24 protein-coding genes are annotated in these 25039 nt (G+C 60.3%); 3 read left to right on the top strand and 21 right to left on the bottom strand.

Annotated elements, in window-relative coordinates:
• Positions 1–196: 196 nt before the first annotated feature.
• The 15 genes from ACYAR8_RS19855 to ACYAR8_RS19785 form a co-directional block, all read right to left on the bottom strand.
• The gene (locus tag ACYAR8_RS19855) at positions 197–919 is read right to left on the bottom strand and encodes an amidotransferase (RefSeq protein WP_463580829.1); all 723 of its coding nucleotides are present in this window, start codon (positions 917–919) and stop codon (positions 197–199) included.
• 164 nt (positions 920–1083) lie between these two features.
• Entirely contained in the window at positions 1084–3225 is a 2142-nt protein-coding gene (locus ACYAR8_RS19850) for a 3-hydroxyacyl-CoA dehydrogenase NAD-binding domain-containing protein (protein WP_463580828.1), read from the bottom strand.
• A gap of 67 nt (positions 3226–3292) precedes the next feature.
• Entirely contained in the window at positions 3293–4498 is a 1206-nt protein-coding gene (locus ACYAR8_RS19845; protein WP_463580827.1) for an acetyl-CoA C-acetyltransferase, read from the bottom strand.
• Positions 4499–5305: 807 nt separating this feature from the next.
• Entirely contained in the window at positions 5306–6157 is an 852-nt protein-coding gene (locus ACYAR8_RS19840; protein WP_074891896.1) for a transglutaminase family protein, read from the bottom strand.
• Positions 6154–7113 carry an alpha-E domain-containing protein gene (locus ACYAR8_RS19835; protein ID WP_065989404.1) on the bottom strand — a complete coding sequence of 320 codons (960 nt, stop codon included), beginning with the start codon at positions 7111–7113 and terminating at the stop codon, positions 6154–6156. The genes ACYAR8_RS19840 and ACYAR8_RS19835 overlap by 4 nt, the downstream gene beginning before the upstream one ends.
• Positions 7114–7125: 12 nt before the next feature.
• Positions 7126–8535, bottom strand: a complete 1410-nt coding sequence (locus ACYAR8_RS19830; RefSeq protein WP_074891898.1) for a circularly permuted type 2 ATP-grasp protein — start codon at positions 8533–8535, stop codon at positions 7126–7128.
• A gap of 458 nt (positions 8536–8993) precedes the next feature.
• Positions 8994–9332, bottom strand: a complete 339-nt coding sequence (locus tag ACYAR8_RS19825; RefSeq protein ID WP_074891900.1) for a ribonuclease E inhibitor RraB — start codon at positions 9330–9332, stop codon at positions 8994–8996.
• 249 nt (positions 9333–9581) lie between these two features.
• Positions 9582–9818, bottom strand: coding sequence for a hypothetical protein (locus ACYAR8_RS19820; protein ID WP_074891902.1), 237 nt, complete (start codon positions 9816–9818; stop codon positions 9582–9584).
• A gap of 170 nt (positions 9819–9988) precedes the next feature.
• The gene (locus ACYAR8_RS19815) at positions 9989–12061 is read right to left on the bottom strand and encodes an LTA synthase family protein (protein WP_463580826.1); all 2073 of its coding nucleotides are present in this window, start codon (positions 12059–12061) and stop codon (positions 9989–9991) included.
• Positions 12062–12331: 270 nt separating this feature from the next.
• Complete coding sequence (locus ACYAR8_RS19810; RefSeq protein ID WP_463580825.1) at positions 12332–13543, bottom strand: type II toxin-antitoxin system HipA family toxin; 1212 nt, start codon at positions 13541–13543, stop codon at positions 12332–12334.
• On the bottom strand, positions 13540–13791 hold the full coding sequence (locus ACYAR8_RS19805) for a helix-turn-helix domain-containing protein (protein WP_074891906.1): 252 nt from the start codon (positions 13789–13791) through the stop codon (positions 13540–13542). Before ACYAR8_RS19805 ends, ACYAR8_RS19810 begins: the two co-directional genes overlap by 4 nt.
• Positions 13792–13917: 126 nt before the next feature.
• Positions 13918–14778, bottom strand: a complete 861-nt coding sequence (gene speE / locus ACYAR8_RS19800; RefSeq protein WP_463580824.1) for a polyamine aminopropyltransferase — start codon at positions 14776–14778, stop codon at positions 13918–13920.
• A 179-nt stretch (positions 14779–14957) separates the two neighbouring features.
• On the bottom strand, positions 14958–15149 hold the full coding sequence (locus tag ACYAR8_RS19795) for a PLDc N-terminal domain-containing protein (protein ID WP_037009073.1): 192 nt from the start codon (positions 15147–15149) through the stop codon (positions 14958–14960).
• A gap of 109 nt (positions 15150–15258) precedes the next feature.
• Entirely contained in the window at positions 15259–15783 is a 525-nt protein-coding gene (locus ACYAR8_RS19790; RefSeq protein ID WP_074891908.1) for a hypothetical protein, read from the bottom strand.
• Positions 15784–15850: 67 nt separating this feature from the next.
• Positions 15851–16387 carry an ankyrin repeat domain-containing protein gene (locus ACYAR8_RS19785; RefSeq protein ID WP_074891910.1) on the bottom strand — a complete coding sequence of 179 codons (537 nt, stop codon included), beginning with the start codon at positions 16385–16387 and terminating at the stop codon, positions 15851–15853.
• 514 nt (positions 16388–16901) lie between these two features.
• Between ACYAR8_RS19785 and ACYAR8_RS19780 the strand changes: the two genes are divergently transcribed.
• Positions 16902–17180, top strand: coding sequence for a DUF3509 domain-containing protein (locus ACYAR8_RS19780; protein WP_074891912.1), 279 nt, complete (start codon positions 16902–16904; stop codon positions 17178–17180).
• 154 nt (positions 17181–17334) lie between these two features.
• Here the strand turns inward: ACYAR8_RS19780 and ACYAR8_RS19775 are convergent, their stop codons facing one another.
• The 6 genes from ACYAR8_RS19775 to aroC all read right to left on the bottom strand — a co-directional run bounded on the left by ACYAR8_RS19775 (position 17335) and on the right by aroC (position 22607).
• The gene (locus ACYAR8_RS19775) at positions 17335–18051 is read right to left on the bottom strand and encodes a helix-turn-helix transcriptional regulator (RefSeq protein WP_074891914.1); all 717 of its coding nucleotides are present in this window, start codon (positions 18049–18051) and stop codon (positions 17335–17337) included.
• Positions 18052–18373: 322 nt separating this feature from the next.
• A complete protein-coding gene (gene mtnC, locus ACYAR8_RS19770; RefSeq protein ID WP_463580823.1) occupies positions 18374–19057 on the bottom strand; it encodes an acireductone synthase in 684 nt (227 codons plus the stop codon).
• A gap of 6 nt (positions 19058–19063) precedes the next feature.
• Complete coding sequence (locus ACYAR8_RS19765; protein ID WP_463580822.1) at positions 19064–19609, bottom strand: 1,2-dihydroxy-3-keto-5-methylthiopentene dioxygenase; 546 nt, start codon at positions 19607–19609, stop codon at positions 19064–19066.
• A gap of 109 nt (positions 19610–19718) precedes the next feature.
• Positions 19719–20333: a methylthioribulose 1-phosphate dehydratase gene (locus tag ACYAR8_RS19760; RefSeq protein ID WP_463580821.1), complete on the bottom strand. Its 615-nt coding sequence runs from the start codon at positions 20331–20333 to the stop codon at positions 19719–19721.
• Positions 20330–21484 carry an MFS transporter gene (locus tag ACYAR8_RS19755; protein ID WP_463580830.1) on the bottom strand — a complete coding sequence of 385 codons (1155 nt, stop codon included), beginning with the start codon at positions 21482–21484 and terminating at the stop codon, positions 20330–20332. The genes ACYAR8_RS19760 and ACYAR8_RS19755 overlap by 4 nt, the downstream gene beginning before the upstream one ends.
• A 31-nt stretch (positions 21485–21515) precedes the next feature.
• A complete protein-coding gene (gene aroC, locus ACYAR8_RS19750) occupies positions 21516–22607 on the bottom strand; it encodes a chorismate synthase (RefSeq protein WP_074891923.1) in 1092 nt (363 codons plus the stop codon).
• A gap of 127 nt (positions 22608–22734) precedes the next feature.
• On the opposite strand from aroC, the gene ACYAR8_RS19745 reads away from it, so the two are divergent.
• Together ACYAR8_RS19745 and ACYAR8_RS19740 are read left to right on the top strand one after the other, a co-directional pair.
• Positions 22735–23730 carry an alpha/beta hydrolase gene (locus tag ACYAR8_RS19745; RefSeq protein ID WP_463580820.1) on the top strand — a complete coding sequence of 332 codons (996 nt, stop codon included), beginning with the start codon at positions 22735–22737 and terminating at the stop codon, positions 23728–23730.
• A 129-nt stretch (positions 23731–23859) separates the two neighbouring features.
• Entirely contained in the window at positions 23860–24660 is an 801-nt protein-coding gene (locus tag ACYAR8_RS19740) for a hypothetical protein (protein ID WP_074891927.1), read from the top strand.
• Positions 24661–25039: the final 379 nt, after the last annotated feature.

Here is a 25039-nt window from a genome sequence, read left to right as displayed (position 1 = left end):
AGACGCTGGTCTTTTCCTGGCTGAAGCCGGTCTACAGAAACACCGCGTACTTTAGTGGGACCGGCTTTAGCCGGGAAGAGGCCGGTGTGAGCACCATAAATCTTGAAGCATGGCGACTGACGCCTTCCCGGCTGAAGCCGGTCCCACAGAATGAAGCCGGCCCCACAATGATCATCTCACCCGGCCAACCGCGCGGTCAGCTCACCGGGCGGTTGTTCGCCACAAACCGCATCATCCATTCCGCCACCGCCGTGCCGTGGTGGTCTTCTTCCAGGCTGGCGATGCCTTTGCCGTAGACCTGCTCGCCCAGGGCGTCCTGACGGATGTCGAGCAGCGTGCGCGAGTAGTCGTGGATGAATTCCGGATGACCCTGGAAGCACAGCACCTGATCGTTGATGTGATAAGCGGCGAACGGGCAGAACTCGCTGGTGGCAATGACCGTCGCCCCTTCGGGCAGCGCAGTGACCTGATCCTGGTGGCTGATCAGCAGCGTGAGCTTGTCCAGCGCCGGCGTCATCCAGGGCTGGGTCGGTGAGAGTTTGTAGTGATGAATGCCGACGCCCCAGCCCTGTGAGGCACGCTCGGTTTTGCCACCCAGCAAAAGCGCCAGCAACTGATGGCCAAAACACACGCCCAGCAGCTTGTCGCCGCGCTTGTAGCGATCGAGCAGATACGTCTTCAGGGTTTCGATCCATGGATCGGTGCCGAAGGAGTCGGCCTTGGAGCCGGTGATCAGATAGGCGTCGAACTGCTCGTCATCGGGCGGGTAATCGCCCTGCATGACGTTGTAGACGACAAATTCCGCTGGCACCGGCTGGCGGGCGAAGAGCTTTTCGAACATCCGCCCGTAACCCTGGTATTGATCGACCAGTTCCGGGCGAAGAACGTCGGTTTCCAGAATGCAGATGCGTAACGACATAAAAATCCCTGAAGCGACAGAAGCGAAAATGCGTGGGCTCAAGCCTGCCTTGAAGGCCCGGGCAAGGCAAGGCCCAGTTAGCGCAACGCCCGTCGTCAGCTGAACCCACGCTGTACCTCCCTTTGATGAATCGGCGCGTCATGCGACACAGCTAGAAGCGAAAGCTAGAACAGCGAGCCCTCTTCGGCTTTCTCCAGCAGCAATGCAGGGGGTTGAAAGCGTTCGCCGTAGCGCTCGGCCAAGGTGCGGGCGCGGATAATGAACGGCTTCAGCCCGTACTGATTGATGAACTGCAATGCCCCGCCAGTCCAGGCCGGGAAGCCGATGCCGAGCATCGAACCGACGTTGGCGTCAGCCGTCGATCGCAACACCCCCTCTTCCATGCAGCGCGCCGTTTCGAGGGCCTGAATGAACAGCAAGCGGTCGCGAATATCCTGGCCACTGATCTGTGCGTCGGGCTTCTCGAACCGGATTTTCAACTCCGGCCACAAGTGCTTGGGCGCGGTGTCAGGATAGTCGTAAAAGCCGCCGCCGGAGGTTTTCCCTGCGCGATCAAACTCATTCAAAAGCTGCTCGATGACCGCATCGGCCGGATGCCCGGCAAGCTCAACACCCTGCTCGGCCAGGTCCTTGCGCGTCTGCTGGCGAATCTGGTGCATCAGCCTCAACGACACCTCGTCGGACACCGCCAGCGGCCCCACGGGCATCCCGGCCTTGCGCGCCTCGGTCTCGATCATCGGCGCACTGACGCCCTCGCCGAGCATGGCAATGCCTTCATCGGCGTAGGTGGCGAACACCCGTGAGGTGAAGAAGCCACGTGTGTCGTTGACCAGAATCGCGGTCTTGCCGAGCTGCTGAACGAAGTCAAAGGCCCGCGCCAGGGTCATGTCGTTGGTCCGTGCGCCCTTGATGATTTCCACCAGGCGCATCTTTTCCACCGGGCTGGAAAAATGCAGGCCGATGAAGCGCTCTTGCCGGCTGATAGCGCTGGCCAGTCCAGTGATGGGCAGCGTCGAGGTGTTGGACGCAATCACCGCATTGGGCACCACCACCTGCTCGGCGGCGGCGCTGACCTGAGCTTTCAACTCGCGATTCTCGAAGACCGCTTCGATGATCAGATCGCAGCCTTCGAGATCGCTGTCGCGGCCCGTCGGCTTGATACGACCCAGCACGGCGTCGCGCTGAGCCTCGGTGATGCGGCCGCTGGCAACCTGCCTGTTGAGCAGTCGTGCCGAGTAATCCTTGCCCTTCTGCGCCGCCGCCAGGTTGACGTCCTTGAGGATCACGCTGACGCCTGCCACTGCGGTCACATAAGCAATCCCGCCACCCATCAAGCCGGCTCCGAGAATGCCGACCTTGCGCATGTTGAACACCGGTGGCGCCTTGGGCCGCGCCTCTGCGGCCTTGACCCGGTTGAGCTGGAACCAGCTGCCGATCATGTTCTTGGCGATGGGGCCGGTGGCGAGTTCGGTGAAGTAACGCGCCTCGATTTTCTCCGCAGTGTGGAAATCCACTTGAGCGCCTTCCACGGCCGCAGCGAGGATTTTCTCCGGCGCCGGGTAGCAACCCCAGGTTTTGCTGCGCAGGATCGACGGCGCGATGGCCAGCATCTGCGCCACATTCGGCTGCGCAGGCGCGCCGCCGGGCAATTGAAACCCCGGTTGATCCCAGGCTTTGATCGGCGCCGGATTGGCCAGAATCCATTCACGCGCCTTGGCCATCAGGTCATCGGCATTGCTGGCCAACTGATCGATCACACCCGTTTTCAACGCGTGCTCAACGCCCATGGTGCGGCCTTCCATCAGCAACGGCAGCGCTTTCTCCAAGCCCAACATGCGCACCAGCCGCACGGTGCCGCCGCCGCCCGGGAGCAAACCGAGGGTGACTTCCGGCAAGCCCAATCTCACCTGGCCGCCATTGATTGCGATGCGATGGTGACAGGCCAGGCACAGCTCCAGGCCACCGCCCAATGCAGAACCCTCGATGGCCGCGACCACCGGTTTGCCGAACGTTTCCAGCGCACGAAGCTGGGCCTTGAGGTCCATGGTCATCTGGTAGAAGGCGGCGGCGCGGGAAGCGTCGACCTGACTCAGCTCGTTGAGGTCGCCGCCGGCAAAGAAGGTCTTCTTCGCCGAGCGGATGATCACCCCGGCGATGGCCTCTTTGTCCGCCTGCAGACGCTCAAGCGTCTCGGCCATGGCCAGGCGATACGCCGCGTTCATGGTATTGGCCTGCTGGCCGGGCATGTCGAGGGTCAGGGTGACAATCTGATCCGGGCCGGTTTCGTAGCGGATGGCATCGCTCATGCAGTCTTTCTTCCTGAAACGGTTATCGGATAAAGGCGTTGGGCGAAGCGATTGTCGTGCTTCACGTTCATACCCGCTCGATGATCGTCGCGATGCCCATACCGCCGCCGACGCACAGGGTCGCCAGGCCGTAACGCAACTGCCGGGCTTCCAGCTCGTCGAGCAGCGTGCCGAGGATGATGCAGCCCGTGGCACCCAATGGATGGCCGAGGGCGATCGAGCCGCCGTTGACGTTGACCTTGTCGGGGTCGACGCCCATGTCCTTGATGAACTTGAGCACCACCGAGGCGAAGGCTTCGTTGACCTCGAACAGGTCGATGTCATCGAGGGTCAGCCCGGCCCGCGCCAGGGCTTTGCGCGTGGCCGGCGCAGGGCCGGTGAGCATGATGGTCGGATCGGTGCTGGTCACCGCCGTCACGACGATGCGTGCCCGTGGCCGCAGCCCCAGCGCCTGACCTTTTTGCGCAGTGCCGAGCAGCATCAAGGCGGCGCCATCAACGATGCCGGAGCTGTTGCCTGGCGTGTGCACGTGCTCGATGCGTTCGACGTGGCTGTAGACGCGCAGCGCCGTGGCGTCATAGCCCATTTTACCGATCGCCTCGAAACTCGGGCGCAGTTTGCCCAGCGCCTCCGGCGTCGTGTCGGGGCGGATGAACTCGTCATGGTCGAGCAAGAGCATGCCGTTCTGGTCCTTCACCGGCACCAGCGAACGGCGAAACGCACCCCGCTCCCGCGCCATCGCAGCCTTGTGCTGGGATTGCGCGGCAAACAGGTCCACGTCGGCGCGGCTGAAGCCTTCAAGGGTGGCGATCAGATCGGCGCCGATGCCCTGGGGCGTGAAGTGGGTGTGCAGATTGGTGTGCGGGTCCAACACCCAGGCGCCGCCATCACTGCCCATGGGCACTCGCGACATCGACTCCACGCCGCCCACCACCACCAGATCCTCGAACCCGGAACGGATCTTCATCGCCCCCAGATTCACCGCCTCAAGGCCCGACGCGCAGAACCGGTTGACCTGAACACCGGCCACACTTACGGCCCAGTTGGCGACCAGCGCTGCGGTCTTGGCGATGTCGGCGCCTTGATCGCCGATGGGCGTGACGCAGCCCAGCACAATGTCATCGACGTGGTGGGTATCGAGGTGATTGCGCACTTGCAGTTCTTTCAACAGCCCGGCCACCAGATCTACCGGTTTGACGCTGTACAACGCGCCATCCGGCTTGCCCCGGCCCCGCGGCGTGCGCAAGGCATCGTAAATAAACGCTTCGGTCATCCTGTCCTCGCTAACCCGATGAACTGCCTTTTTATAGGTCCGACCGACAGTAGAACTGTCATGTGCGCACTGTTTATCACAGCGCTGCTGTTTCGCCGGATCGATTGACAGGTTAGCTGGTTGTGGGAAGTTTCGGACTCGGACGAACGGTAGCGAGCTATTGAGCCTGGGCAGTTTTGAACGCAGGTGTCTAGCAGGGGAATATTTGCGCGATGGCTATTCGCCAATCGTCAGGAGGTTATAAGAGCGCAACCCGATAATCCTCAATGATCTAAACCGCACAGCACGCGGGCTCTAAGGTTTAGTCAGTAGCAGTGGCGCCATAACAAAATCGTTTCACCCAGCGCCTGCCGCCCGCGATCTGCTGATTGGGGCACCTGCTCTTTTGCCTCACCTTTGCCAATCCTCGCCTTGGTCACGCCCAAGGCCCATGGGTTTCTGTTGCTCAGGAATAACAAGAAAAGGCATTTACCATGTTCAAGTTCAAGCGCTCGAAAATACGTCAGGCCGGACTCATTGTTTTCGCCACCACGCTGCTGCTGATCTTGCCGAACATGACGCGGCTGTTTGGCTGAGCATCCTGCATTCTGCAAGCGCCTCTTCCCACGACGAACTCACCAGGTTGCCTGTTTCACACAGGCGACTGCCGGCCGTGCAGGATGGCTTCGTTGCATATCACTTGTGTGTGAGCGGACCGTGTGGGATCAGCGAATCGGGTGGGATCGGAGCCAGGGGGGCCTGGCGCACTCAGTAGCGGACAGACCATGGGAAGGCGGCCGAGCTGAGCCCTCGGCCGCTGCGGGCTGATCAGCCCTGGCGTTGCACCTGAATCATCGGCGCCGGGACAGGCTTTTTCGCAGCCGTCGGAACCGCAATCGGCGCTGCGGGCGATACGACTACCTTGGCGTGCATCTGCTCGCAACCACCGCCACGCCGCATGCCGCGCACCGGGCAGGCATCCAGATAATCCAGGCCGACCGCCAGCTTGAGATGCCGCTCCGGAATCGCCAACTGATTGGTCACGTCGAAGCTGTACCAAGCGTCATCAATCCAGGCTTCTGCCCACGCATGGCTGGACAGATGTTCGCTGCTGTCGCTGTAGAGATAACCCGACACATAGCGCGCCGGCACCCCCAGACTGCGGGCGCAGGCCAGAAACGCGTGCGTGTGATCCTGACAAACGCCCGCGCGGTTGGCGAACGCCTGGGCGGCGCTGGTATCCACCGCCGTCGCGCCGGGCGTGTAAGTGATGTGCTCGTTAAGCGCATGCATCATATCGATCAACGCGGTGCGGTCGGTGCGCTTCTGGGTCTGCGCGACGGCGAAGGCGCGAATCGCTTCGTCAGCTTCGGTCAGGCGGGTGAAGCGCAGGAACGGCAGCGAGGACTGGCTCTCATGTTCCGACTCGCGCTTCTCGTCGATCTCGACCTGACCACGTGCACCAATCACGATGGCTTCGTGGGGTTCGTCGAGGGTCAGCACGTGGAGAATATTGCCGAAGGGGTCGATCTGCGCCCGGACCGGCCGCGGCAATGCCAACTGCCAGCTCAGCACCTGCTGGCGCTCACTGTCGTGGGGGGTCAGACGCAAATACTGGATGCTGGCGCGGACCTGATCGTCGTAGTGATAAGTGGTCTCGTGGCTAATTGAGAGTCTCATGCAGCCTCCAGGTAAGAAGTGTGAATGACGCTACCCAGTTGGGCCAGAAGTGGAATGAATTCGTTCAACCACTCATGCAGGCCTTCATCGAGAATTTCGTCGATGCCGGTGTAGCGCAGACGAGCGTCCAGCTCGGCGGCCAGACGCTGGGCGGGACGGCCATTGGCCCCGGGCAGACTGGCGAGAATGATGTCCAGCTCCTCCAGACACGCACGCAATGAGCGCGGAATGTCCGCACGCAACAGCAGCAATTCAGCGACCTGACGGGCACCCGGTGCATCGCGATAGACTTCCGTGTACGCCTCGAATGAGGACAATGCGCGTAACAGCGCACTCCATTGGTAATAGCCGGCGGCGGAACTGTCTGCCGCCGCGTTGGCGGACGGGCCGCGCAATTCGAGCATTTCATAGCGCGCATCGAGCATGCGCAGGGTGTTGTCGGCGCGCTCGATGAACGTGCCCAGACGAATGAAACGGAACGCGTCGTTGCGCATGATGGTGCCGTAGGTTGCGCCGCGGAACAGATGCGAACGCTCCTTCACCCACTCGCAGAAACGGCTCATGCCATAACGACTCAAACCCTGTTCGGCGATGCCGCGAATTTCCAGGTAAGTGGCGTTGATGTTTTCCCACATGTCCGCAGTAATACGCCCACGCACCGCATGGGCACTGGCCCGCGCCGCGCCCAGGCAGCTGAAGATACTCGCCGGGTTTTCGGCGTCCAGTGCGAAAAAGTGCAGCAAGCGCTCGGCATGCAGGTCGCCGTGGCGCTCCAGGTAATCGTCCAGCGTTCCGGTGATCAGCAGTGGCATGGCGATTTCATTGAGGCCATCCCCGCGTCCGTCCTGTGGCATCAGCGACAGCGAGTAACTGACGTCGAGCATCCGCGCGAGGTTTTCGGCGCGCTCCAGGTACCGCGACATCCAATATAAATCCGAGGCAGTTCTACTTAGCATTGGCAGGCATCCTTAATCCTCGACCACCCAGGTGTCTTTGGTGCCGCCACCCTGCGACGAGTTCACCACCAGCGAACCTTCGCGCAGGGCAACGCGCGTGAGACCACCGGGCACTACACGGGTTTCGCGGCCAGCCAGGACGAACGGGCGAAGGTCGATGTGGCGCGGGGCGATGCCGTTCTCGACGAAGGTCGGACAGGTCGACAGGCACAAGGTCGGTTGCGCGATATACGCGTGGGGCTTGGCTTTGAGGCGCGCCCGGAATGACTCGATTTCGGCAGCGGTGGCTGCGGGGCCCACGAGCATGCCGTAACCGCCGGAGCCCTGGGTTTCCTTGACCACCAGGTCGCCCAGATTGGCGAGCACGTGAGACAACTCTTCGGGCTTGCGGCACTGCCAGGTCGGCACGTTCTTGAGGATCGGCTCTTCGTCGAGGTAGAAACGGATCATGTCGGTGACAAACGGGTAGACCGACTTGTCGTCCGCCACGCCGGTCCCGATGGCATTGGCCAGCACCACATTGCCCGAACGGTACGCGGCCAGCAGACCCGGCACGCCGAGCATCGAATCCGGATTGAACGCCAACGGATCGAGGAACGCGTCATCCAGCCTGCGGTAAATCACGTCGACCGCTTTCGGGCCATCCGTGGTGCGCATGAACACGCGGTCATCGCGCACGAACAAGTCAGCGCCTTCCACCAGTTCGACCCCCATTTCCCGGGCCAGAAACGCATGCTCGAAAAACGCACTGTTAAAGCGCCCGGGTGTCAGCACAACGACGCTCGGGTTATCCAGCGGGCTCGAGCTTTTCAGGGTGTCCAGCAACAGGTTCGGGTAGTGATCGATCGGCGCGATGCGTTGCGCGGCGAACAGCTCGGGGAACAGCCGCATCATCATCTTGCGGTCTTCGAGCATGTAGCTGACGCCGCTTGGCGTGCGCAGATTGTCTTCGAGCACGTAATACGTGCCGTCGCCGTCACGCACCAGATCGACGCCGGAGATGTGCGAATACAGATCGCGATGCAGATTCAGGCCCTGCATCGCCAGCTGGTATTGCTCGTTGGCGAGGACCTGTTCGGCAGGAATGATCCCGGCCTTGATGATGCGCTGATCGTGGTAGAGGTCAGCGAGAAACATGTTCAGCGCCTTGACGCGCTGAATGCAGCCGCGCTCAACCACCCGCCACTCGCTGGCCGGGATGCTGCGCGGAATCGTATCGAAGGGGATCAGCCGCTCGGTGCCCTGCTCGTCGCCGTACAGCGTGAACGTGATCCCGGCGCGATGAAACAAAAGATCGGCCTCACGCCGGCGCTGAGCGAGCAACTCAGGCGGCGCTTCGCCCAACCAGCGGGCGAATTCCCGATAATGCGGACGAACTATGCCGCCCGCATCGTACATCTCGTCATAAAAGGTGCGGATCATGCCGTACTCCTTGTCACCATGGACACCAGAACCTTCGCAAGGCCCGTGCCATCGGCATAAACGCTTTATTATCAATGGGTTGAATTAAACAGCCACAGCGTCCGCACCATTCCTGTGCACGATGCGCCCTAACCCGTTGCCCGACGCCTCATGGCGAAGCGTCGTTCATTTGAAAATCTATCGCAGGCATAGCCAGAGTTCATTTCCGCGCGTGACAGGCGCCGAGCATAATCGCCCCATACCGCAGACCAACCCGCCGGATCTCACAAGGCGATTGGCTCAATACCCGATTGGCAACGCCACCCGATATTCCCTTTCCGCCGCTCCCAAGAGAGCGGCTTTTTTTTGCCTGCGATTCAGTTGGGTGCATCTCCCGCCCCAAATTTTGTTGCAGAGGCGGGAGACAGTCTTCAGCGATCAGCGCCTCCCTTCGGCGCAGAAATGTCGATCAAGCCAAGTCAGTGCAGACGCTTGAGCACTTGTTTGACGCCCCAGCCTTCAACCTCCCCGTCCAGACCGAAAATCGCGGTCTGGAAATCCTGCTCGAAGTCGCCTATCCCGTCGTAGGTCGCGTACATCAACTTGCTCAGTTCCAGGTGCCAGGCACCGTCTTCCAGTGCATTTAGCTGGACATTGACTGACTCGCCGCGAAATTTTTCCGCAGCCTGACGCGCCCGGTCCTCATCCGGAAAGGTGGCATAGAACTCAATGGGGTGAATGCGTGCGAAGTCGAAACCGCCTTCTTTCATGCAGCGCAGAACATGGCTGCTGACGTCTTCTTGATAGGCTGTGCTCATGAAACGTCCTCCTATGCAACGATAGATAGAGTTTCAACTATCCCGAAACACCCCTCGATGGCGAGGCGTGTAGCGGCAGGTCATCTGCCGCCCGGGACTCAAGCATGTCGCTGACAAGGCCGGTGCGTTTTACAAAACGGGCGTACGTACGCGAGCTGACTCGGGTAGATGCTTCACCGACCTCACTGGCAGAGTACGCCGATTGATAGTGCGTTGCCAATTAGCAGGATGGCGGGAAATCCAGGCTTTTTAAGGCGCCTCGACGATGGAAATGATCTGTACCGCGTTCTGCTCTTTGAGTGTCTTCACGGTGGGCTCGGCAGTGCGACCCTCGAGGTCGATCAGATCAAGATCACTGGCGACCGGAAACAGGATCGGACGGATTCGCTGCGCAGCCTCTTCATCACTGGGACGGTGATCGGATTCAAGATCGAGGGTTTGCTGCACACCGTCTTTGTCCAGAAACGAAATAGTCCACACTTTCATCAATCTCTCCTCAGTAAGGGCCTGACAGCGGCCTAGTGATCTTGACCCTTGCAGCGCAACGACGTTCAACCGGAATCGTCAGCACACAGCTGACGTTCGCAGCCTGAAGCCATGAATCCGCAGGCAAAAAAAAACGCCCCGGTCTCGGGGCGTTTTTCATCAGGCTGCGGTCATTGTGGCTTGGCGTCTTTGACTCCTGCCGTGTTGTCCAGCAGGCTTTTGGTTGCGGTCTGCAGGAAGCTGTCGAGCTTCTTGCGCAACTCGGCGACGTCCGGCGCGTTCGGCATCAGCTCGGCGTGGGGCTTGGTGCCCAACGCGTAGCTGTACACCTTCGGCTCCATGTCCTTGGGTTCGATCAGGATCCGGTCGCCGGTGACCAGCGCCACGGTCTGCTCGCTGCCCGATGGCTTGATCACACCAAAGCCTTCGTCTCCCGCTGGCAGATTGAGCAAGTCGCGACCCCAGCACTGATGCACGGTGTCACCACCCAGGCGGCCCATGATGGTCGGCACGATATCGATCTGCGTGCCGACGATGCTGCTGCGCTTGCCGAACTTGTCTTGCAGGCCCGGGGCGATCATCAGCATCGGCACGTTGAAGCGGCCCAGGTCCATTTCGGTGATCTGCTCGTTATTGGGGAAGCCATGGTCACCGACGACCACAAACAGCGTGTCCTTGTAGTACGGCTCTTTCTTGGCCTTCTCGAAGAACTGACCCAGCGCCCAATCCGAATAACGCATGGCGGTAAGGTGTTCATCCAGCGTGCCATGCCCGGTCACGCGCTCGACCGGCAGATTCGCCGGCAGTGCGTACGGCGTGTGGTTGGACAGGGTTTGCAGCAAGGCATAGAACGGCTTGCCTTTGGCTTCGCGGGCTTTCAGCTCTTCGGCGCCACGGTCGAACATGTCCTGGTCGGACACGCCCCAGGTCGGGTCCGAAAACACGGGATTGACGAAGTCATTGCGGCCAATGAAGTTGGTCATGCCCTGGTTGCTGAAGAAGCCCGACTGGTTGTCCCAGGCGAAGTCACCGTTGTAGACATACACGTCGTCGTACTTGCGCGCGCTGAGCAGCTGCGGCAGACCGGACAACTTGTGGCTGCCTTCCGGCGTCTGCATCAGGTACTCAAAGCCCGGCAGGTTCGGAAAGCAGGCCATGGTCGCGAACATGCCCTGGTGGGTGTGCGTGCCGTTGGAGAAGAAACGATCGAACAGCAGACCTTCCTGGGACAGTTTGTCGAAGTAAGGCGTAATGTTCGATTCATCGCCCAGCGCACCCACCGAATGGCCGGCGAAGCTTTCCATCAGGATCACGACGACGTTCTTGATCGGCAGCGTGTTGGCCGCTGGCGGTGTGAAATCCCGACGCACAGCGGCTTTGTCTGGATCGACCAGCTTGTCGTTGTCCGTCAGCAGCATGTTGCGGACGATCTGCTGGGCTTCGGCCTGAGGCAGGGTCGCTTTCCAGATGTTGTCGCGGTCCTCGGACATCCGGCTCTTCGCCGCCGCAATCAGCGTCAGCGTGCCGTTCAGGCCCAGGGTGTTGGCGAAGTTTGAGTCAGTGGTGTACGCATCGCCCCAACGCAGCGGCGGGCCCTGACGCAGGGTGCCGCGAGCGGCGATGACGGCCACCACAAGGCACAGCAGGAAAACCACGGCGCGCTTGTACAACGGCGCAACCACACGGTTGTCGGCGCTGGCCACATTGAACCCGCCACGGGGCCGGGTCACACGATCAACGCCTTTGAAGACCAGGCTCAGCAGCCAGGTCACCAGTGCCCACGCCAGCAAATAGCGAACCACCGGAAAGCCGTACCAGAGCATGCTCAGAACGGTTTTCGGGTCTTCTTTGACGTACTGGAAAACCAGGCCATTCAGGCGCTGGTGGAATTCACGGTAGAAATCCATCTCCATCAGGCCGAAGAACGCGGTCAGGCTCGCGACCACCGTCAGCCAGAAGCGAAACACCCCACGGGCGGCCATCATGCGCGCGCTGAACAGGGACAGCAGAAGAGGGATCAGGATGTAGACGACCAGACGCAAATCGAATCGCAGGCCATTGGCAAACGCCTCGACGAACGTCGAAGCCGGCGTCGCACCGATGCCTTCGCGGTTATAGACCAGCAGCGCTACGCGCAGAAGGGTGTACAGGACCATCAGCACCAGGCCGCTCAGAAGCGTATAGGCCAGGTGCGATTTGACGGTAGGTTGCGGCGCGCGCGCCGGGGCGTCCGTTTTGGCCATGGGTTGTGGGATCCGTTGGATTCAGGTTTAGGTTCAAAAAGCTGTGCGCCCGACCACATTGAAATGCCGGTCCGGACTGCGGGGGGCAAATATTACGTGAACCCTCGCGGTTTACCACCGATGCCGCGCATTCTTCATGACGGATCGGCTCAAACAGTTATCTCAATCAGGGAGCAGTCTTGAAACGGCGCGAATCTTCCCGAAGAAACGGTGAAAATTCCGTTGATAAATGCTCCCTCTCATATTTTCTTACAAAGCCTTGAATCGCGCTTACACCTTGAATGTCTGGGCATACCGTTCGACGGCGTGTTCGATGGCTTCGAAGACATGGGGTGCGTGGGGGTTGAGCGAAGCGTTTTCCTGCAGCGACGCCTGCACTGCCGCAATCAGTCGCGCGATGCGCACGTTCGGTTTGCGGATGTCACAGGTCGACGCCAGGGTCAGAATGCCGAGTCGGGATCCGAACAGGCTTTTCGAACCGTCCAGACGCAGGGCGAGCGCGTCGTCCTTTATGTACGCGGTGGTGTTGACGATGTCGTAGGCGGGCGCCAGTCGTGCGTCTGCCCCTAGCGGGTCGCGATACAGCAAGCCGAAGTTCTTCAGGTGAGCATCGCCGTTGCCGACCATGCAGCTGAGCGCGACGATGTCGAAGAACTGATCCAGCGAATCACGCACGTGCTCAGGCGCGCAGAACAGGCGAATGGCCTTGGCGATGTTTTCGTAGCTGGAGTCGTATTTCTGTTCCGTGCCCAGGCCCATCAGCACGGCCATGTCCTCGAAGCCTATGGCGCGTTGGTCAGCGTCACGATCAAAGCGGCGCATCACGAACAGCTGGCGATTATCCGACAGATAAAATTCCGGTACCGGCATGCCGGCCCTGCGCGCCGCGTCCATGCACACGAATTCGTTGACGGCCAGCCCTGGGAAATCCGCCCTCCCCGACTTGACGATCAGTTCGGGCAACAACAACGTGGCTTTCGGGTCCGAGACGAAATCCGAATCGGGCACGATGACTTTGGGCTGAACACCCGAAATCCCGGTGCGCAAAATGTACTGATCCACCAGTTCGGCAAACAGATCCTGCGCCCCGTCCCAACTGAGTATCTGCCCCAGGCTTCTGCCTGGGACGGGGCCCGAACGCCCCAGCAACTCGTCGATCATGGGCGATGCCACCGCCACGCGGCCGACCGGCGAACCGCTGCCGGTCAATGCCATGAGCAGCATGGGGTTGATGGGCGTGGTTTTAGCGAGGCGATTGCGCAACTGCTCCAGCACGAAACCCTCGGGCAGGTTCATCTGGAAGACCGGGTGCAGGCTGCGCGATACGTAGGCCGCATCGCGAACACCCATGGTCAGGCTGATCTGCGACGCCGGGCTGGCGTCCAGGCCATAGCGAAACAGGTAGTCACCGGACTCCGACGTCGACAACGCACCGCTCTCACCCTCCGGGGTGAAAATGCGTACACGATCCAGCGCTTTCACTGGAACACCTCGCGCAGCTCTTCAAACGTCGGGCGTCGGGCGGAAACGACTTTTATCTCGGCATTCAACGCGGCCAGAACCTTGGCGTAGAAATTCACCGCCACGGTCGGGCTGCCTTTTTCGACTTCGGCGAGCTTTTGCCGCGTCATGCCCGCCTGGTAGGCCAGCTGAACCTGAGTAAGGCCGCGGGATTTACGCATGTCCTCGATCTGACTGCCCAACCGCTCAAGCAATAACGTCGCGTCCATTTGTCACGCCTGCATAACATTCAACGATGAATGGAATGTATACGTGACATGACTGACGATCAAGAGGAAGTTACGTTTACCTGACATCGGCGGATGGATGTCAGGTTTGCGTAACCTGATCAGCAATCAAGCGTTGCTTGGTTTGCTGATCGCCTGAAGAACGTACTGCGGCAATGCGAAGGCGCCGATATGGACTTCAGGATTGTAGTAACGGGTGACGATGCCGCTGCCGGCGAATCGCTGATGCAGGGTGTCCAGCGAAATCTTGCGGTGCTGGGAATCCGTCGAACCCCAGGCAAAGGTCATCGCGCCGCCTATATAGGTGGGCACCGCTGCCTGATAGAAATGCCAGTCGGCGAACAGGCCATTCATGCGCCCCGCCGTGGTCTGTACTTCGCTCATCTGCATGAACGGTGTGCCGTTCTGCGTGACCAGAATGCCGCCTTCGTTGAGGCAGCGATGGCAGGCCTGATAGAAGTTTTCCGAGAACAGCACTTCGCCAGGCCCGATCGGGTCGGTCGAATCGGAAATGATGACGTCGAATTTCTCCTCGGTATTGGCAACGAAGCGCATGCCGTCATCGATGACCAGGTTCAGACGCGAATCATCGAAAGCGCCTTTGGAGTGGTTCGGCAGGTATTCCTTGCACATCTCGACCACGGTGCCGTCGATCTCGACCATGGTGATGTGCTCGACCGTCGCGTGCTTGGCGACTTCGCGCAGCATGCCGCCATCGCCGCCGCCGATGATCAGGACGCGCTTGGCACGGCCGTGGGCCAGAATCGGCACGTGGGTGAGCATCTCGTGGTAGATGAACTCGTCGGCTTCGGTGGTCTGAATCACGCCGTCCAGCGCCATGACGCGGCCCATGCGCGGGTTCTGGAAGATCACCAGATGCTGATGCTCGGTGCGCACTTCATGCAGCATTTTTTCCATGCGAAAGCGCTGGCCGTAGCCTTCGTACAACGTTTCTTGATAATCGCTCATGGATGAAGTCCCCGATAACTACTGATGACAGGACGGCACGCCGCCCACAAGAAGGCGCGCATTCTACGTCGCGGAGCATGACAGGTCGAATGTCGCGGCGCGTGGATGACCCGGGAAACAAAAACGCCCGACTGGCCAGGCCAGTCGGGCGTCATGTGTTCTGAAGCCTTGCTGCGATACTAGATGCGCACGTTGCCACGCGGGCCAGCGATTGCCCAGATGATAAGGCCCAGCACCGGCAGGATGACGATCAGCAAAATCCAGAGAATTTTCTTCCCGGTTTCCGCGCCGCTTTTCAGCACGTTGATGATGGCCCAGATATCCAGCGCCAGAATGATCAGGCCAATCAGACCGTTGAAAGTAGAACCCATGGTGTTGCTCCTTATTGAAGGCTTGCCCACTTGAGAGTGGTGGCCTGCGATGAGGGTTCCGTTGGTCGCCAGGGATATTTGGCCGCGCAGCAGAACCCGTCGATGGAGATCAAACCTGCGCTTTGAGCGCCTCCAGCGATGGCTCGATCAGTATGCCGAGTTCAACGCCGAGGGCCATGACCCGCTCGACGTCGGCGCCGTAGACCAGCACCGTTTGCAACACGTGATCCAGCGGCTCGCTGACGTCCATCAGCACATACCCGCCCATGTCCTTGTTCATGCTGGAAAGCTGAATCTGAATGCGGTTAAGCGCCGCCAAGGGTTCGGCTTTGGTCAGTTGCTTGGGCTTGATATTGAACGACACATTGGGGCCGAACGACGCCATGATCTCGGTGAGCAGGTCGGGATAGGTATCGGCCTGAAGCAATACGGTGTCGGGAAGGCTGCCAATGACCACCCACTCGCCTAGCGGGATCGGGAAAGTGTCGTCGAAATTGATGTCGGGGTTGGCGGTCAGGAACGCTTCGGGGTCAGCGTAAGCCTGGGCGGCCTCGTCGGCGATTTTTTCGATTTCTTCATCGCTCATGCAGCCGGAGCTGATCTTGCTGATGAATTCGATGAGTGAAGCTTTCATGGCAGATCGTCCGAGGGCTGGAAAACAGGCGCGCAGGATAGCTGGAAATGCTGCGCGCCTCTATCGCTTACGCCCCCAGGCGGGTGAGCTGCTCGGCGGTCTCGGTCGCGCCCATGGTCTGAGCGGCCATCAGTGGCGTGACGCCCTTGGCATCCTGGATATGGGGGTTAGCACCTTTGGAGATCAGGTAGTCCACGATCGCCGTACGGTTGAACATCGCCGCCATCATCAATGCGGTGCGGCCGTCGGCGGAGGCGCCTTCGACCTCTGCGCCAGCTTCCACAAGGATCTTCACGGTTTCCAGATCGCCCTTGAAAGCAGCGCCGGCAATGGGGCTCTGGCCGTTGTCGTTGCGCAGTTCAGGGTCAGCCTTGTGCTTGAGCAGCACCCGCACGGCGTCTTGATGGCCGTGATAGCTGGCCAGCATCAACAACGTGTCGCCTTTGTGGTTGCGAAGGTTGGGGGTCAAGCCGTTTTCCAGCAGGCGGTCGAGCATCGGCGCGTCGCCAGCACGAGCCCGATCAAACACCTGTTCGGCAAACTCCAGTGCTTCTTCGTCTGTCATGCGCGTGGCAGAACCGGGCGTGATGGGGGCTTCAGACATTTCGTAACTCCAGTAGCGCAATGCATTGCGCGGGATAAATCAGAGGATGCGGCGATCTCTGGGACAGGCAACTTATGAGCCCTGGATAAAGCCTGTAGTTCCACGGAAGGCGCCCGCCACTACATGGCGCACCGCAGAGAGCGCCGCCGCAGATGTCACCCACACTGCCAGCTTCAGCTACGGGCGCCTGACCATCCCCCTCAATGAGGCCGATAGGGTCGACTGGCCGGCTGCCGAGAAAATTTCGCAACAAGGGGAAATAAATCCGGGATGTCACTGTCTCAGTTGTGTCACGTAGCGCGTGCCCCCTCCTCCGTATCCCCCATCACTCACTCCCCACTCCGGTAAATTGCAGGATGCACGAGCCGCATTCATGCAAATTGCACGAGACAGTATTTTTTTTAAATGTTTAACCCTTTGATTTCATTGATATTTATTTAAGGTCAAAAGCTGGCACAGTCACTGCACTAGTCATTCCAAGCTTGTTATCCCATGAGCAATGGAGCCTCTAGACATGACTTTCATCCAAGAAAAATTCGCATCCGTATTTTCCGATTTCGAAGTCACCACCCAGCCGCGTCCGGACGGTGGCGTTCTGTTGACCCTGCGCAACGAAGAAGGCACCAACATCCGCCGCTGCGTGTCTTACGCTCAACTGCACACCCCAGTGCAACTGGAATGGGTGATCAGCGCGATCCGTCGTGACCTGGCCGCACAAGCCAGCGAGCTGCCCGCTATCTCGATGTTGCAGAGCCAGCACCGTTTTGATTTGCCTACTTATCACACCCGATAAGTATCAGGCCGGGACACCGTGTCCCGGCAGCAGCACGATTCACTCTCATCGAAGCATCCCTTGTAGATTCCCGCGATAGTTGATGCTATCGCGGTTTTTTTTGGGCTTTTTTCGAGGGGCTCACGTCAGACGCTGGCGACCTTCGTGCGTGTGCCTATTGAATAATTCCTCGACACAACGCCTCCCCTACCGCCTGTGCACGATTGGTCACCCCGAGCTTGGCGTAGATGCTCTTGAAGTGATGCTTGACGGTAGCCTCCGAGACTTCCTTTATCAGCCCGATCTCCCACGCCGTTTTGCCTTCCCGCGCCCATTTGAGAATCTCCAGCTCTTTTGGAGAGAGCGCTCGCGTCTGCAGTTGCCGGCCCTTCCCCGCCACGTGGAGCATCGGCACCAGGCTGGTCAGCAGGTAACGGTCATTGTGAGTCAGCGGTCGCTCCATGCCATTGAGCGTGCAGATAGTGACAACCCCCTGATTGGCCCGCGTCTGACTGCTGTACCCGTAGGAAAAAGCCGGAAGCAGGTCGCAATCCTCAACCGCAGCCATGTAGGCGGGTGATGGCGGGTAGGTCTTGAAGGCCTCCTCCCAGTTCAGAAAACCCATGGTGTGGCGGTAGCAGCGGATAACCGGGTCTTCGATCATCAGGCGTCCCTGGCAATAAAGATCCTTCCAGTAGCTGTCGACGTTCGACGTGATGCAACTGAGCAGTACGCCATTTCGGTACTGATAAAGCATGGCCCGTTCGCTGCGGCATTCGGCGCGTAGCCAGTCAAGGGCATTGGCGATGGCCGTATCGCCATCCTGTTCAGTGATGCTGCTGACCATTTGTTGTATCAACGGACTCAGCGTCCCTGTCTGTGCGTTTTTCATTTTCCCTCCCGTTTAAAACCATCAAATGTGCGGCCCTGATGCCCCTTGGATTTTTTGTGAGTGGCAGCTGAAAAACGGCGTCGGGTGCTGTCGTCAACACGACCTCACCAGGCGCATTCAAAAGCTGTCAGGGTCCGACAGGCGAAGGGTTACACAGTCGAGAAGGGTTAAACACAGCGTCGAAAACAAACAGGCATGCCTGACTGTGAAACAAGCAACTTCCCACAAACGAACAAAAACCAACTTACATTTTTCCGCATTTGGATACAAAAACGGCCAATGTCAGAGACATCGGCCGTCGGTTTTCAGCACGCCTGGATCGTCAGAAAGCGCTGGGCTCTATCGCCGCGAAACTGCTGAAATTGGGGTGCCCTTCCAGTGCTCCGCCATCGCGCACCAGTGCGCAGGTGGCCATGCCGGCCAGTTGCGCCGCATCGAGCTCTTCGACGATATCGGACAGGAAGAGAATCGCCTCCGCCGGCTGGCCAATTTTCGACGTAATCGATCGATAGGACGCCTGGTCGCGTTTGTGCCCGGAGGTGGTGTCGAAGTAACCGCTGAACAGCCCGGACAGATCGCCCGCCTCGGAGCAGCCAAAGATCAGCTTCTGCGCCTGGATCGATCCCGAGGAATAGACATAAAGCGCGTAACCCGCCTGATGCCAGTTTTTGAGCGCTTCAACGGCATCCGGGTAGACATGACCCTTGAGCTGCCCGGCCTGATAACCCTGCTGCCAGACCATGCCTTGCAAGGCTTTCAGCGGCGTGGCTTTGCGATCTTCGGCGATCCATTGCAGCAGGATCTCGATCACCCGATCAACGCTCGCATCGGGTTCGGCACTGTCGTCGCGCACGGCCTGCAACTGCGCGGCGACATCGGATTCGGCGGCATGCTCGCGAACGAATTCGGGCAGATGCTGTTTGGCATACGGAAAGAGCACGTCGAAGACGAAGCTCACCGCGCTGGTGGTGCCTTCGATGTCGGTCAGGATCGCTTTGATGGTCATGATTGATCAGTCTTCCAGACGCGGGAACTGGCTGGCGATGCTCTCGCCGGTGAATTTGGCGACCCATCCCTCGGGATTGTTGAACAGGCGAATGGCGACGAAATGCGGGTGTTCGCCCATGTCGAACCAGTGTCGGGTGCCGGCCGGAACCGAGATCAGGTCGTTTTTCTCGCAGAGCACGGCGTAGACGAAATCGTCGATGTGCAGGGTAAACAGCCCGCGGCCGGCGACGAAGAAACGCACCTCATCCTCGCCATGCTGATGTTCCTCAAGGAACTTGGCGCGCAGTTCGGCCCTCTGCGGGTGATCGCTGTTGAGGCTGATCACATCGACGGTCACGTAACCGCGCTCGGTCATCAGCGTGTCGATCTGGGTGCGGTAGGCAGCGATAACCTCCTCCTGACTGGCGCCCGGGGTGATCGGCGTTGCCGCCTGCCAGCGGTCGAACGCCACGCCATGCTCGGCCAGGGTCGAGGCAATGTCTTCCAGGTGTGTCAGCACCTTGTTTGGCAGCTCGGGGGATGACACGTGGTAAACGGACAGACTGCTCATTTGGGGCTTCCTCGGTTCGGTCCGCATATTTCGGCTCTGGGGCCGATCAGACGCGTTGATTCAGGCAGTGGGAACGTTGCGGTGCATTGATCGTTACGTCGATCAGGGATCAGCGGTTGAGCACCGACAGCGTCTTGAGCTCGCATTCGAACAGAAATTCGAAGGCTTCGATCTGGCGCAAGGCATCGCTCATCTTCGCGCCCCAGGTGTACAACCCATGACCGCGAATCAGGTAACCGGCGCAGTCAGGGTGTTGATCCAGCCAGGGCTGGACCTTGTGTGCGAGGCGGGCGATGTCCTGATCGTTGTCGAAAATCGGCACCACCACTGTTGATTCATGGGTGGAGACGCCGCTAAAAGCCTTTTGCAGCTCGTAGTCCTCGAACACCAGATGATCACCGGCAGTGAGCCGCGACAGCACGGTGGCGTTGACCGAATGGGTGTGCAGCACGGCACCCACCGCCGGCTTGCAGCTATAAAGCTGCGTGTGCAGCAGGGTTTCAGCCGACGGCTTTTTGCCGGGCTCCAGGCTGTTACCGGCAAGGTCGGTGGCCAGCACGTCGTCTATACCCAACTGACCTTTGTGCTTGCCGGAGACGGTCAGCAGCGCTTCGGTCGGCGACAGACGCACGGAATAATTGCTGCTGGTGGCGGGCGACCAGCCCCGGGCATACAGAAACTGCCCCGCTTCGATGATTTCCCGAGCCAGTGCTTCGCGACTCATACGCGCTCCTCTTTCATACATGTGGCGGTCAGAACAGCAGCGGCCACGGCCGCCAGACTCGCAATGGCAAAGGTCCAACTGGCGCCCAGCGCGTTCCAGCTGTACCCGGAATACAAAGCGCCCATCGCCCCGCCCGTGCCGGACAGGGCGGCGTACAACGCCTGACCCTGACCTTGCTGGCGCGGGCCGAAGCTGCGTTGCACGTAATGCACGGCCGAGGCATGGAAACTGCCGAACGTGGCCGCGTGCATCAGTTGGGCGACGATCAGAATCGCCAGATGATCGGCCAGATTACCCAGCAAAAGCCAGCGCAATGCGGCGATCACGAAGCTGGTGATCAGCACCTGACGGACACTGAACCGCTGCAGCAACCGGCTCATCACCATGAACATCAACACTTCGGCAATCACCCCCAGCGCCCACAGCAGGCCAATCATGCCGCGGCTGTAGCCGAGGTGTTCCAGGTGCAGGGTGAGGAAAGTGTTATACGGCCCGTGGCTCAGCTGTATCAGCGCGACGCTGACGTAAAACGCCAGCACGCCTGGCCTGATCAGTTGCCTGAGAAACCCCTCGCCCGCGACCCGCACACCCGAGGCCACCGGCTGCGCATTCGGCACCCACCAACTGCTGGCGACAATGCCGATCAGAATGACCAGCAGCAGTTGCGGGTAGTAATCCAGGCTGAACCATTCCAGCATCCGGCCCAGCACGACCACCGAAAGGATGAAGCCGATCGATCCCCACAGCCGTATCTGGCTGTAGCGAGAAGTCTGGCCCTGCAAATGCGTCAGGGTGATGACTTCGAATTGCGGCAGCACCGCGTGCCAGAAAAACGCATAGAGCGCCATGACCATGGCCAGCCAGGCGTAAGACGTGTCGACGAGAATCAGGCTGAAACAGGCCAGTCCGCAGAGGGCGCCGAAGCGCACGATGGTCAGACGTCGGCCGGTGTAATCGCCGAGCCAGCCCCACACGTTCGGCGCGACGCAGCGCATCAGCATCGGGATCGCCACCAGCTCACCGATGCGCGCGGCGGAAAATCCCAAGTGGCTGAAGTACAGCGCCATGTAGGGCGCCGTGGCCCCAAGCAGGGCGAAATAGAAAAGGTAGAAGCTGGCTAGCCGCCAGTAAGGAAGCGCCGCCACGCTCAGATAACCGTAGCGGCGACGCGCGGCTCAGGCATTACAGCTGACCCAGAATCGGCGTCGTAACGCGCACATCGCTGTTTTGCCCGCGATGGCGCAGCAGGTGGTCGACCAGCACAATGGCCATCATCGCTTCGGCGATAGGCGTGGCACGGATGCCGACGCAAGGGTCGTGGCGGCCCTTGGTGATGACCTCGACGGAGTTGCCATCGACGTCGATCGAGTGCCCCGGCGTGGTGATGCTGGAAGTCGGCTTCAGCGCCAGGTGCGCGACGATCGGCTGGCCGGACGAAATCCCGCCGAGGATGCCGCCTGCGTTGTTCGACAGAAAACCCTCGGGGCTCATCTCATCGCGGTGCTCGGTGCCGCGCTGGGCAACGCAGGCAAAGCCGGCGCCGATCTCGACACCCTTGACCGCGTTGATGCTCATCAGCGCATGGGCCAGTTCGGCGTCGAGACGGTCGAAAATCGGCTCGCCCAGCCCCGGCATCACGCCTTCGGCGACGACCGTGATCTTCGCGCCCACCGAATCCTGATCGCGACGCAGCTGGTCCATGTAGGCTTCCAGCTCCGGCACCTTGCTCGGGTCAGGGCTGAAAAAGGCGTTGTCTTCCACCGAATCCCAGGTCTTGAACGGGATTTCGATCGGGCCGAGCTGGCTCATGTAGCCGCGAACGGTAATGCCCTGAGTGGCAAGAAACTTCTTGGCGATGGCCCCAGCGGCGACGCGCATGGCCGTTTCCCGCGCAGAGCTGCGACCGCCGCCACGGTAGTCGCGCAGGCCGTATTTATGGTGATAGGTGTAATCGGCGTGGGCAGGCCGGAACAGGTCCTTGATCGCCGAATAGTCCTTGGACTTCTGATCGGTGTTGCGGATCAGCAGGCCAATGGACGCGCCGGTGGTCTTGCCTTCGAAGACGCCGGACAGAATCTCGACCTCGTCGGGCTCCTGACGCTGGGTGGTGTGACGGCTGGTCCCTGGCTTGCGGCGGTCGAGGTCACGCTGCAGGTCTTCCAGCGACAACTCGATGCCCGGCGGGCAGCCGTCAACGATGGCAACCAGTGCCGGACCGTGGCTTTCGCCGGCAGTGGTGACAGTGAACAGCTTGCCGTAGGTATTGCCGGACATGCGGGAGGCTCCGAAGACGTTCAAAAACTCAAGCGCGCCAGTATACGCAGGCTTATGGCGCAGTTCATCCTCGAACCTTATTCATTTGCCCGCGTCCAATTGACACTTTATTGATGATGGTCCTGCAATGCTAAGCGCCTTACCCCTGATTCGCGGCTTCTGGCCGCTGCGAGCGATCATCTTGAGCCTGACCCTGCTGTCATCCATCGCTTACGCCGGAACGCCCGTCGTGCTGCAGCGCCCTATCAGCCTGGACACCGGCACCGGCGAGCTCTTCGGCACGCTGCTGCTGCCCAAGTCACCGAATCCGGTGCCCGTGGTGTTGATCATCGCCGGCTCAGGACCGACCGACCGTGACGGCAACAACTCCGACGGCGGACGCAACGACAGCATGAAGCGTCTGGCCCTAATCCTCGCCAAGCACAACATCGCCAGCGTGCGTTACGACAAGCGCGGCGTCGCGGCCAGTCGCCCTGCCACCCCGGACGAGCGCGATCTGAGCATCGAAAAATACGTTGACGACGCCGTCGCCTGGGCCGCCAAGCTCAAAACCGACTCGCGCCTGGGTCCCCTGATTCTGATGGGCCACAGCGAGGGCGCGCTGGTCGCCACCCTGGCGGCAGAACGTGCGGGCGCCGTGGCGTTGATCTCCGTCGCCGGCACCGGTCGCCCGGTGGATCAAGTGGTCCGCGAGCAACTGCAGGATCGCCTCCCTCCTCCGCTGCTGGCCCGCAGCGAGCAACTGATCGAGGAGATCAAGGCCGGCAAGACCGACAACGATGTGCCTGAGCCCCTTCAGGTGGTGTTCCGCACGAGCGTGCAGCCTTATCTGATCTCCCTGTTCCGGCAGAACCCGACGGCGGCGTTCGGGCAACTGAAAATCCCGACGCTGATCATTCAGGGGCGCAACGACATGCAAGTGGGCGTGGGCGATGCCGAGCTGCTGCACAAGGCCAAACCCGACTCGCAACTGGCGATCATCGACGGCATGAACCACGTGCTACGCATCGTGCCGATGGACATCAAGCGGCAGCTGGCGTCCTACAAGGATCCGCAGTTGCCGCTGGCCAGCGAAGTGACCGATCGCATCCTGAAATTCCTCGACTCGGTACCGGCCGCCTGAGGCCGGTTCTCTTCGACGTGCGAGTCGACGCACGCTCCCTTTAGCTTCGTCAGAAACGGCCGATAGCTGTCTGCTGGCATCGTGTGCCGGTGCCATGTGCCGGGCAATGTCGATAACAGGATCGCCGTGATGACAGAAGCAACCATACAAACCGACGCGGCCGAGCCGACCGATGCCAAAGAAGGCGAAGTCGCCGCGCCTGTCTTGTGGGACGAAGTGCACGCTGAGCATTTCTCGATGCTGCGTCTGGCGCCCCTGCCCACCGACCGCGCGACCGGAGCACGCCCGCTGCGCTTCGTCGAGTTCGGCAAGGCCGAGCGCCACAACAAAGAATTCAGCCTGCTGCGCATGAGCTATCAGCTGCCGGGGCAAAAGACCCGCAAAGAACAGAATTGTCTGGATATCTGGGTGGATCACGCCAATCGCAGCGTTCGCGTGGGCCCGGCGTCAGGCTTGCAGATCGATCCGTGGAACCGCGGTCTGGGGCGTTTCATGCTGGCCCAAGGCATCACCTGGGCGCAGAAACGTTGCGCCGAGTACAAGATCGAAGGCGTTGCCCTGGCCAACAAGGATGCGCTCAACGAGGACACGCGCCTGCGTCGTGATCACTTCCTCAAGACCCAGGGTTTCGAGGTCGTCTACGCCGATGCGCAGCACCTGAAAGGCGCCATCAAGGACGCGAAAGTCGGCAACCTGAATAACTCCTGGAACGCCGATAAAATCCAGATCGTGCAGATCCTCGACGCCGCGCAGATGTTGCAACAGGCCGAACAGAGGATTCAGGAACAGGACGTCACGATCAAGAAGACCGAAGACAAGGTCAGCAAATACCGCCGGGACGACGCCGGCTTGCGCTTCACCATCGCCTGCCTGGTCACCTTTGCCGTGTTTCAGGCCGGCCTGCTGATCTGGATCGCGACGCACCGGTGACCCGGCGTTAACAGGGCAAAGCCGGTGTGCTCGCCATCAGATGTGCGGAGTGAATGCCGACGCCTTCCCGGTTGAAGCCGGTCCCACTGTTTGACCGCATATCCACAGTGGGACCGGCTTTAGCTGGGAAGAGGCCGGTGTGTTCGCCATCAGATTTGCGGTGTAACGACCGACGCCTTCCCGGTTGAAGCCGGTCCCACTGTTTGACCGCATATCCATAGTGGGACCGGCTTTAGCCGGGAAGAGGCCGGTGCACTCGCCATCAGATGTGCGGTGTGACGACCGACGCCTTCCCGGCTGAAGCCGGTCCCACTGTTTGACCGCGTATCCATAGTGGGACCGGCTTTAGCCGGGAAGAGGCCGGTATGTTCGCCATCAG

This window comes from Pseudomonas sp. HP_01, assembly GCF_055284355.1.
Note: the sequence above shows the minus strand (reverse complement) of the source record. Positions and strands in the feature narration are given on the sequence as shown.

Coding starts and splice junctions, on each gene's coding strand:
- mtnC (WP_463580823.1), bottom strand. CDS start 19,057: ATGACCATCAAAGCGATCCTGACCGACATCGAAGGCACCACCAGCGCG.
- ACYAR8_RS19840 (WP_074891896.1), bottom strand. CDS start 6,157: ATGAGACTCTCAATTAGCCACGAGACCACTTATCACTACGACGATCAG.
- ACYAR8_RS19740 (WP_074891927.1), top strand. CDS start 23,860: ATGACAGAAGCAACCATACAAACCGACGCGGCCGAGCCGACCGATGCC.
- ACYAR8_RS19850 (WP_463580828.1), bottom strand. CDS start 3,225: ATGAGCGATGCCATCCGCTACGAAACCGGCCCGGATCAGATTGTCACC.
- ACYAR8_RS19795 (WP_037009073.1), bottom strand. CDS start 15,149: ATGGGTTCTACTTTCAACGGTCTGATTGGCCTGATCATTCTGGCGCTG.
- ACYAR8_RS19815 (WP_463580826.1), bottom strand. CDS start 12,061: ATGGCCAAAACGGACGCCCCGGCGCGCGCGCCGCAACCTACCGTCAAA.
- ACYAR8_RS19790 (WP_074891908.1), bottom strand. CDS start 15,783: ATGAAAGCTTCACTCATCGAATTCATCAGCAAGATCAGCTCCGGCTGC.
- ACYAR8_RS19805 (WP_074891906.1), bottom strand. CDS start 13,791: ATGGACGCGACGTTATTGCTTGAGCGGTTGGGCAGTCAGATCGAGGAC.
- ACYAR8_RS19835 (WP_065989404.1), bottom strand. CDS start 7,113: ATGCTAAGTAGAACTGCCTCGGATTTATATTGGATGTCGCGGTACCTG.
- ACYAR8_RS19820 (WP_074891902.1), bottom strand. CDS start 9,818: ATGAAAGTGTGGACTATTTCGTTTCTGGACAAAGACGGTGTGCAGCAA.
- ACYAR8_RS19845 (WP_463580827.1), bottom strand. CDS start 4,498: ATGACCGAAGCGTTTATTTACGATGCCTTGCGCACGCCGCGGGGCCGG.
- ACYAR8_RS19760 (WP_463580821.1), bottom strand. CDS start 20,333: ATGAGTCGCGAAGCACTGGCTCGGGAAATCATCGAAGCGGGGCAGTTT.
- ACYAR8_RS19855 (WP_463580829.1), bottom strand. CDS start 919: ATGTCGTTACGCATCTGCATTCTGGAAACCGACGTTCTTCGCCCGGAA.
- ACYAR8_RS19775 (WP_074891914.1), bottom strand. CDS start 18,051: ATGAAAAACGCACAGACAGGGACGCTGAGTCCGTTGATACAACAAATG.
- ACYAR8_RS19780 (WP_074891912.1), top strand. CDS start 16,902: ATGACTTTCATCCAAGAAAAATTCGCATCCGTATTTTCCGATTTCGAA.
- ACYAR8_RS19785 (WP_074891910.1), bottom strand. CDS start 16,387: ATGTCTGAAGCCCCCATCACGCCCGGTTCTGCCACGCGCATGACAGAC.
- ACYAR8_RS19765 (WP_463580822.1), bottom strand. CDS start 19,609: ATGAGCAGTCTGTCCGTTTACCACGTGTCATCCCCCGAGCTGCCAAAC.
- ACYAR8_RS19745 (WP_463580820.1), top strand. CDS start 22,735: ATGCTAAGCGCCTTACCCCTGATTCGCGGCTTCTGGCCGCTGCGAGCG.
- speE (WP_463580824.1), bottom strand. CDS start 14,778: ATGAGCGATTATCAAGAAACGTTGTACGAAGGCTACGGCCAGCGCTTT.
- ACYAR8_RS19830 (WP_074891898.1), bottom strand. CDS start 8,535: ATGATCCGCACCTTTTATGACGAGATGTACGATGCGGGCGGCATAGTT.
- aroC (WP_074891923.1), bottom strand. CDS start 22,607: ATGTCCGGCAATACCTACGGCAAGCTGTTCACTGTCACCACTGCCGGC.
- ACYAR8_RS19825 (WP_074891900.1), bottom strand. CDS start 9,332: ATGAGCACAGCCTATCAAGAAGACGTCAGCAGCCATGTTCTGCGCTGC.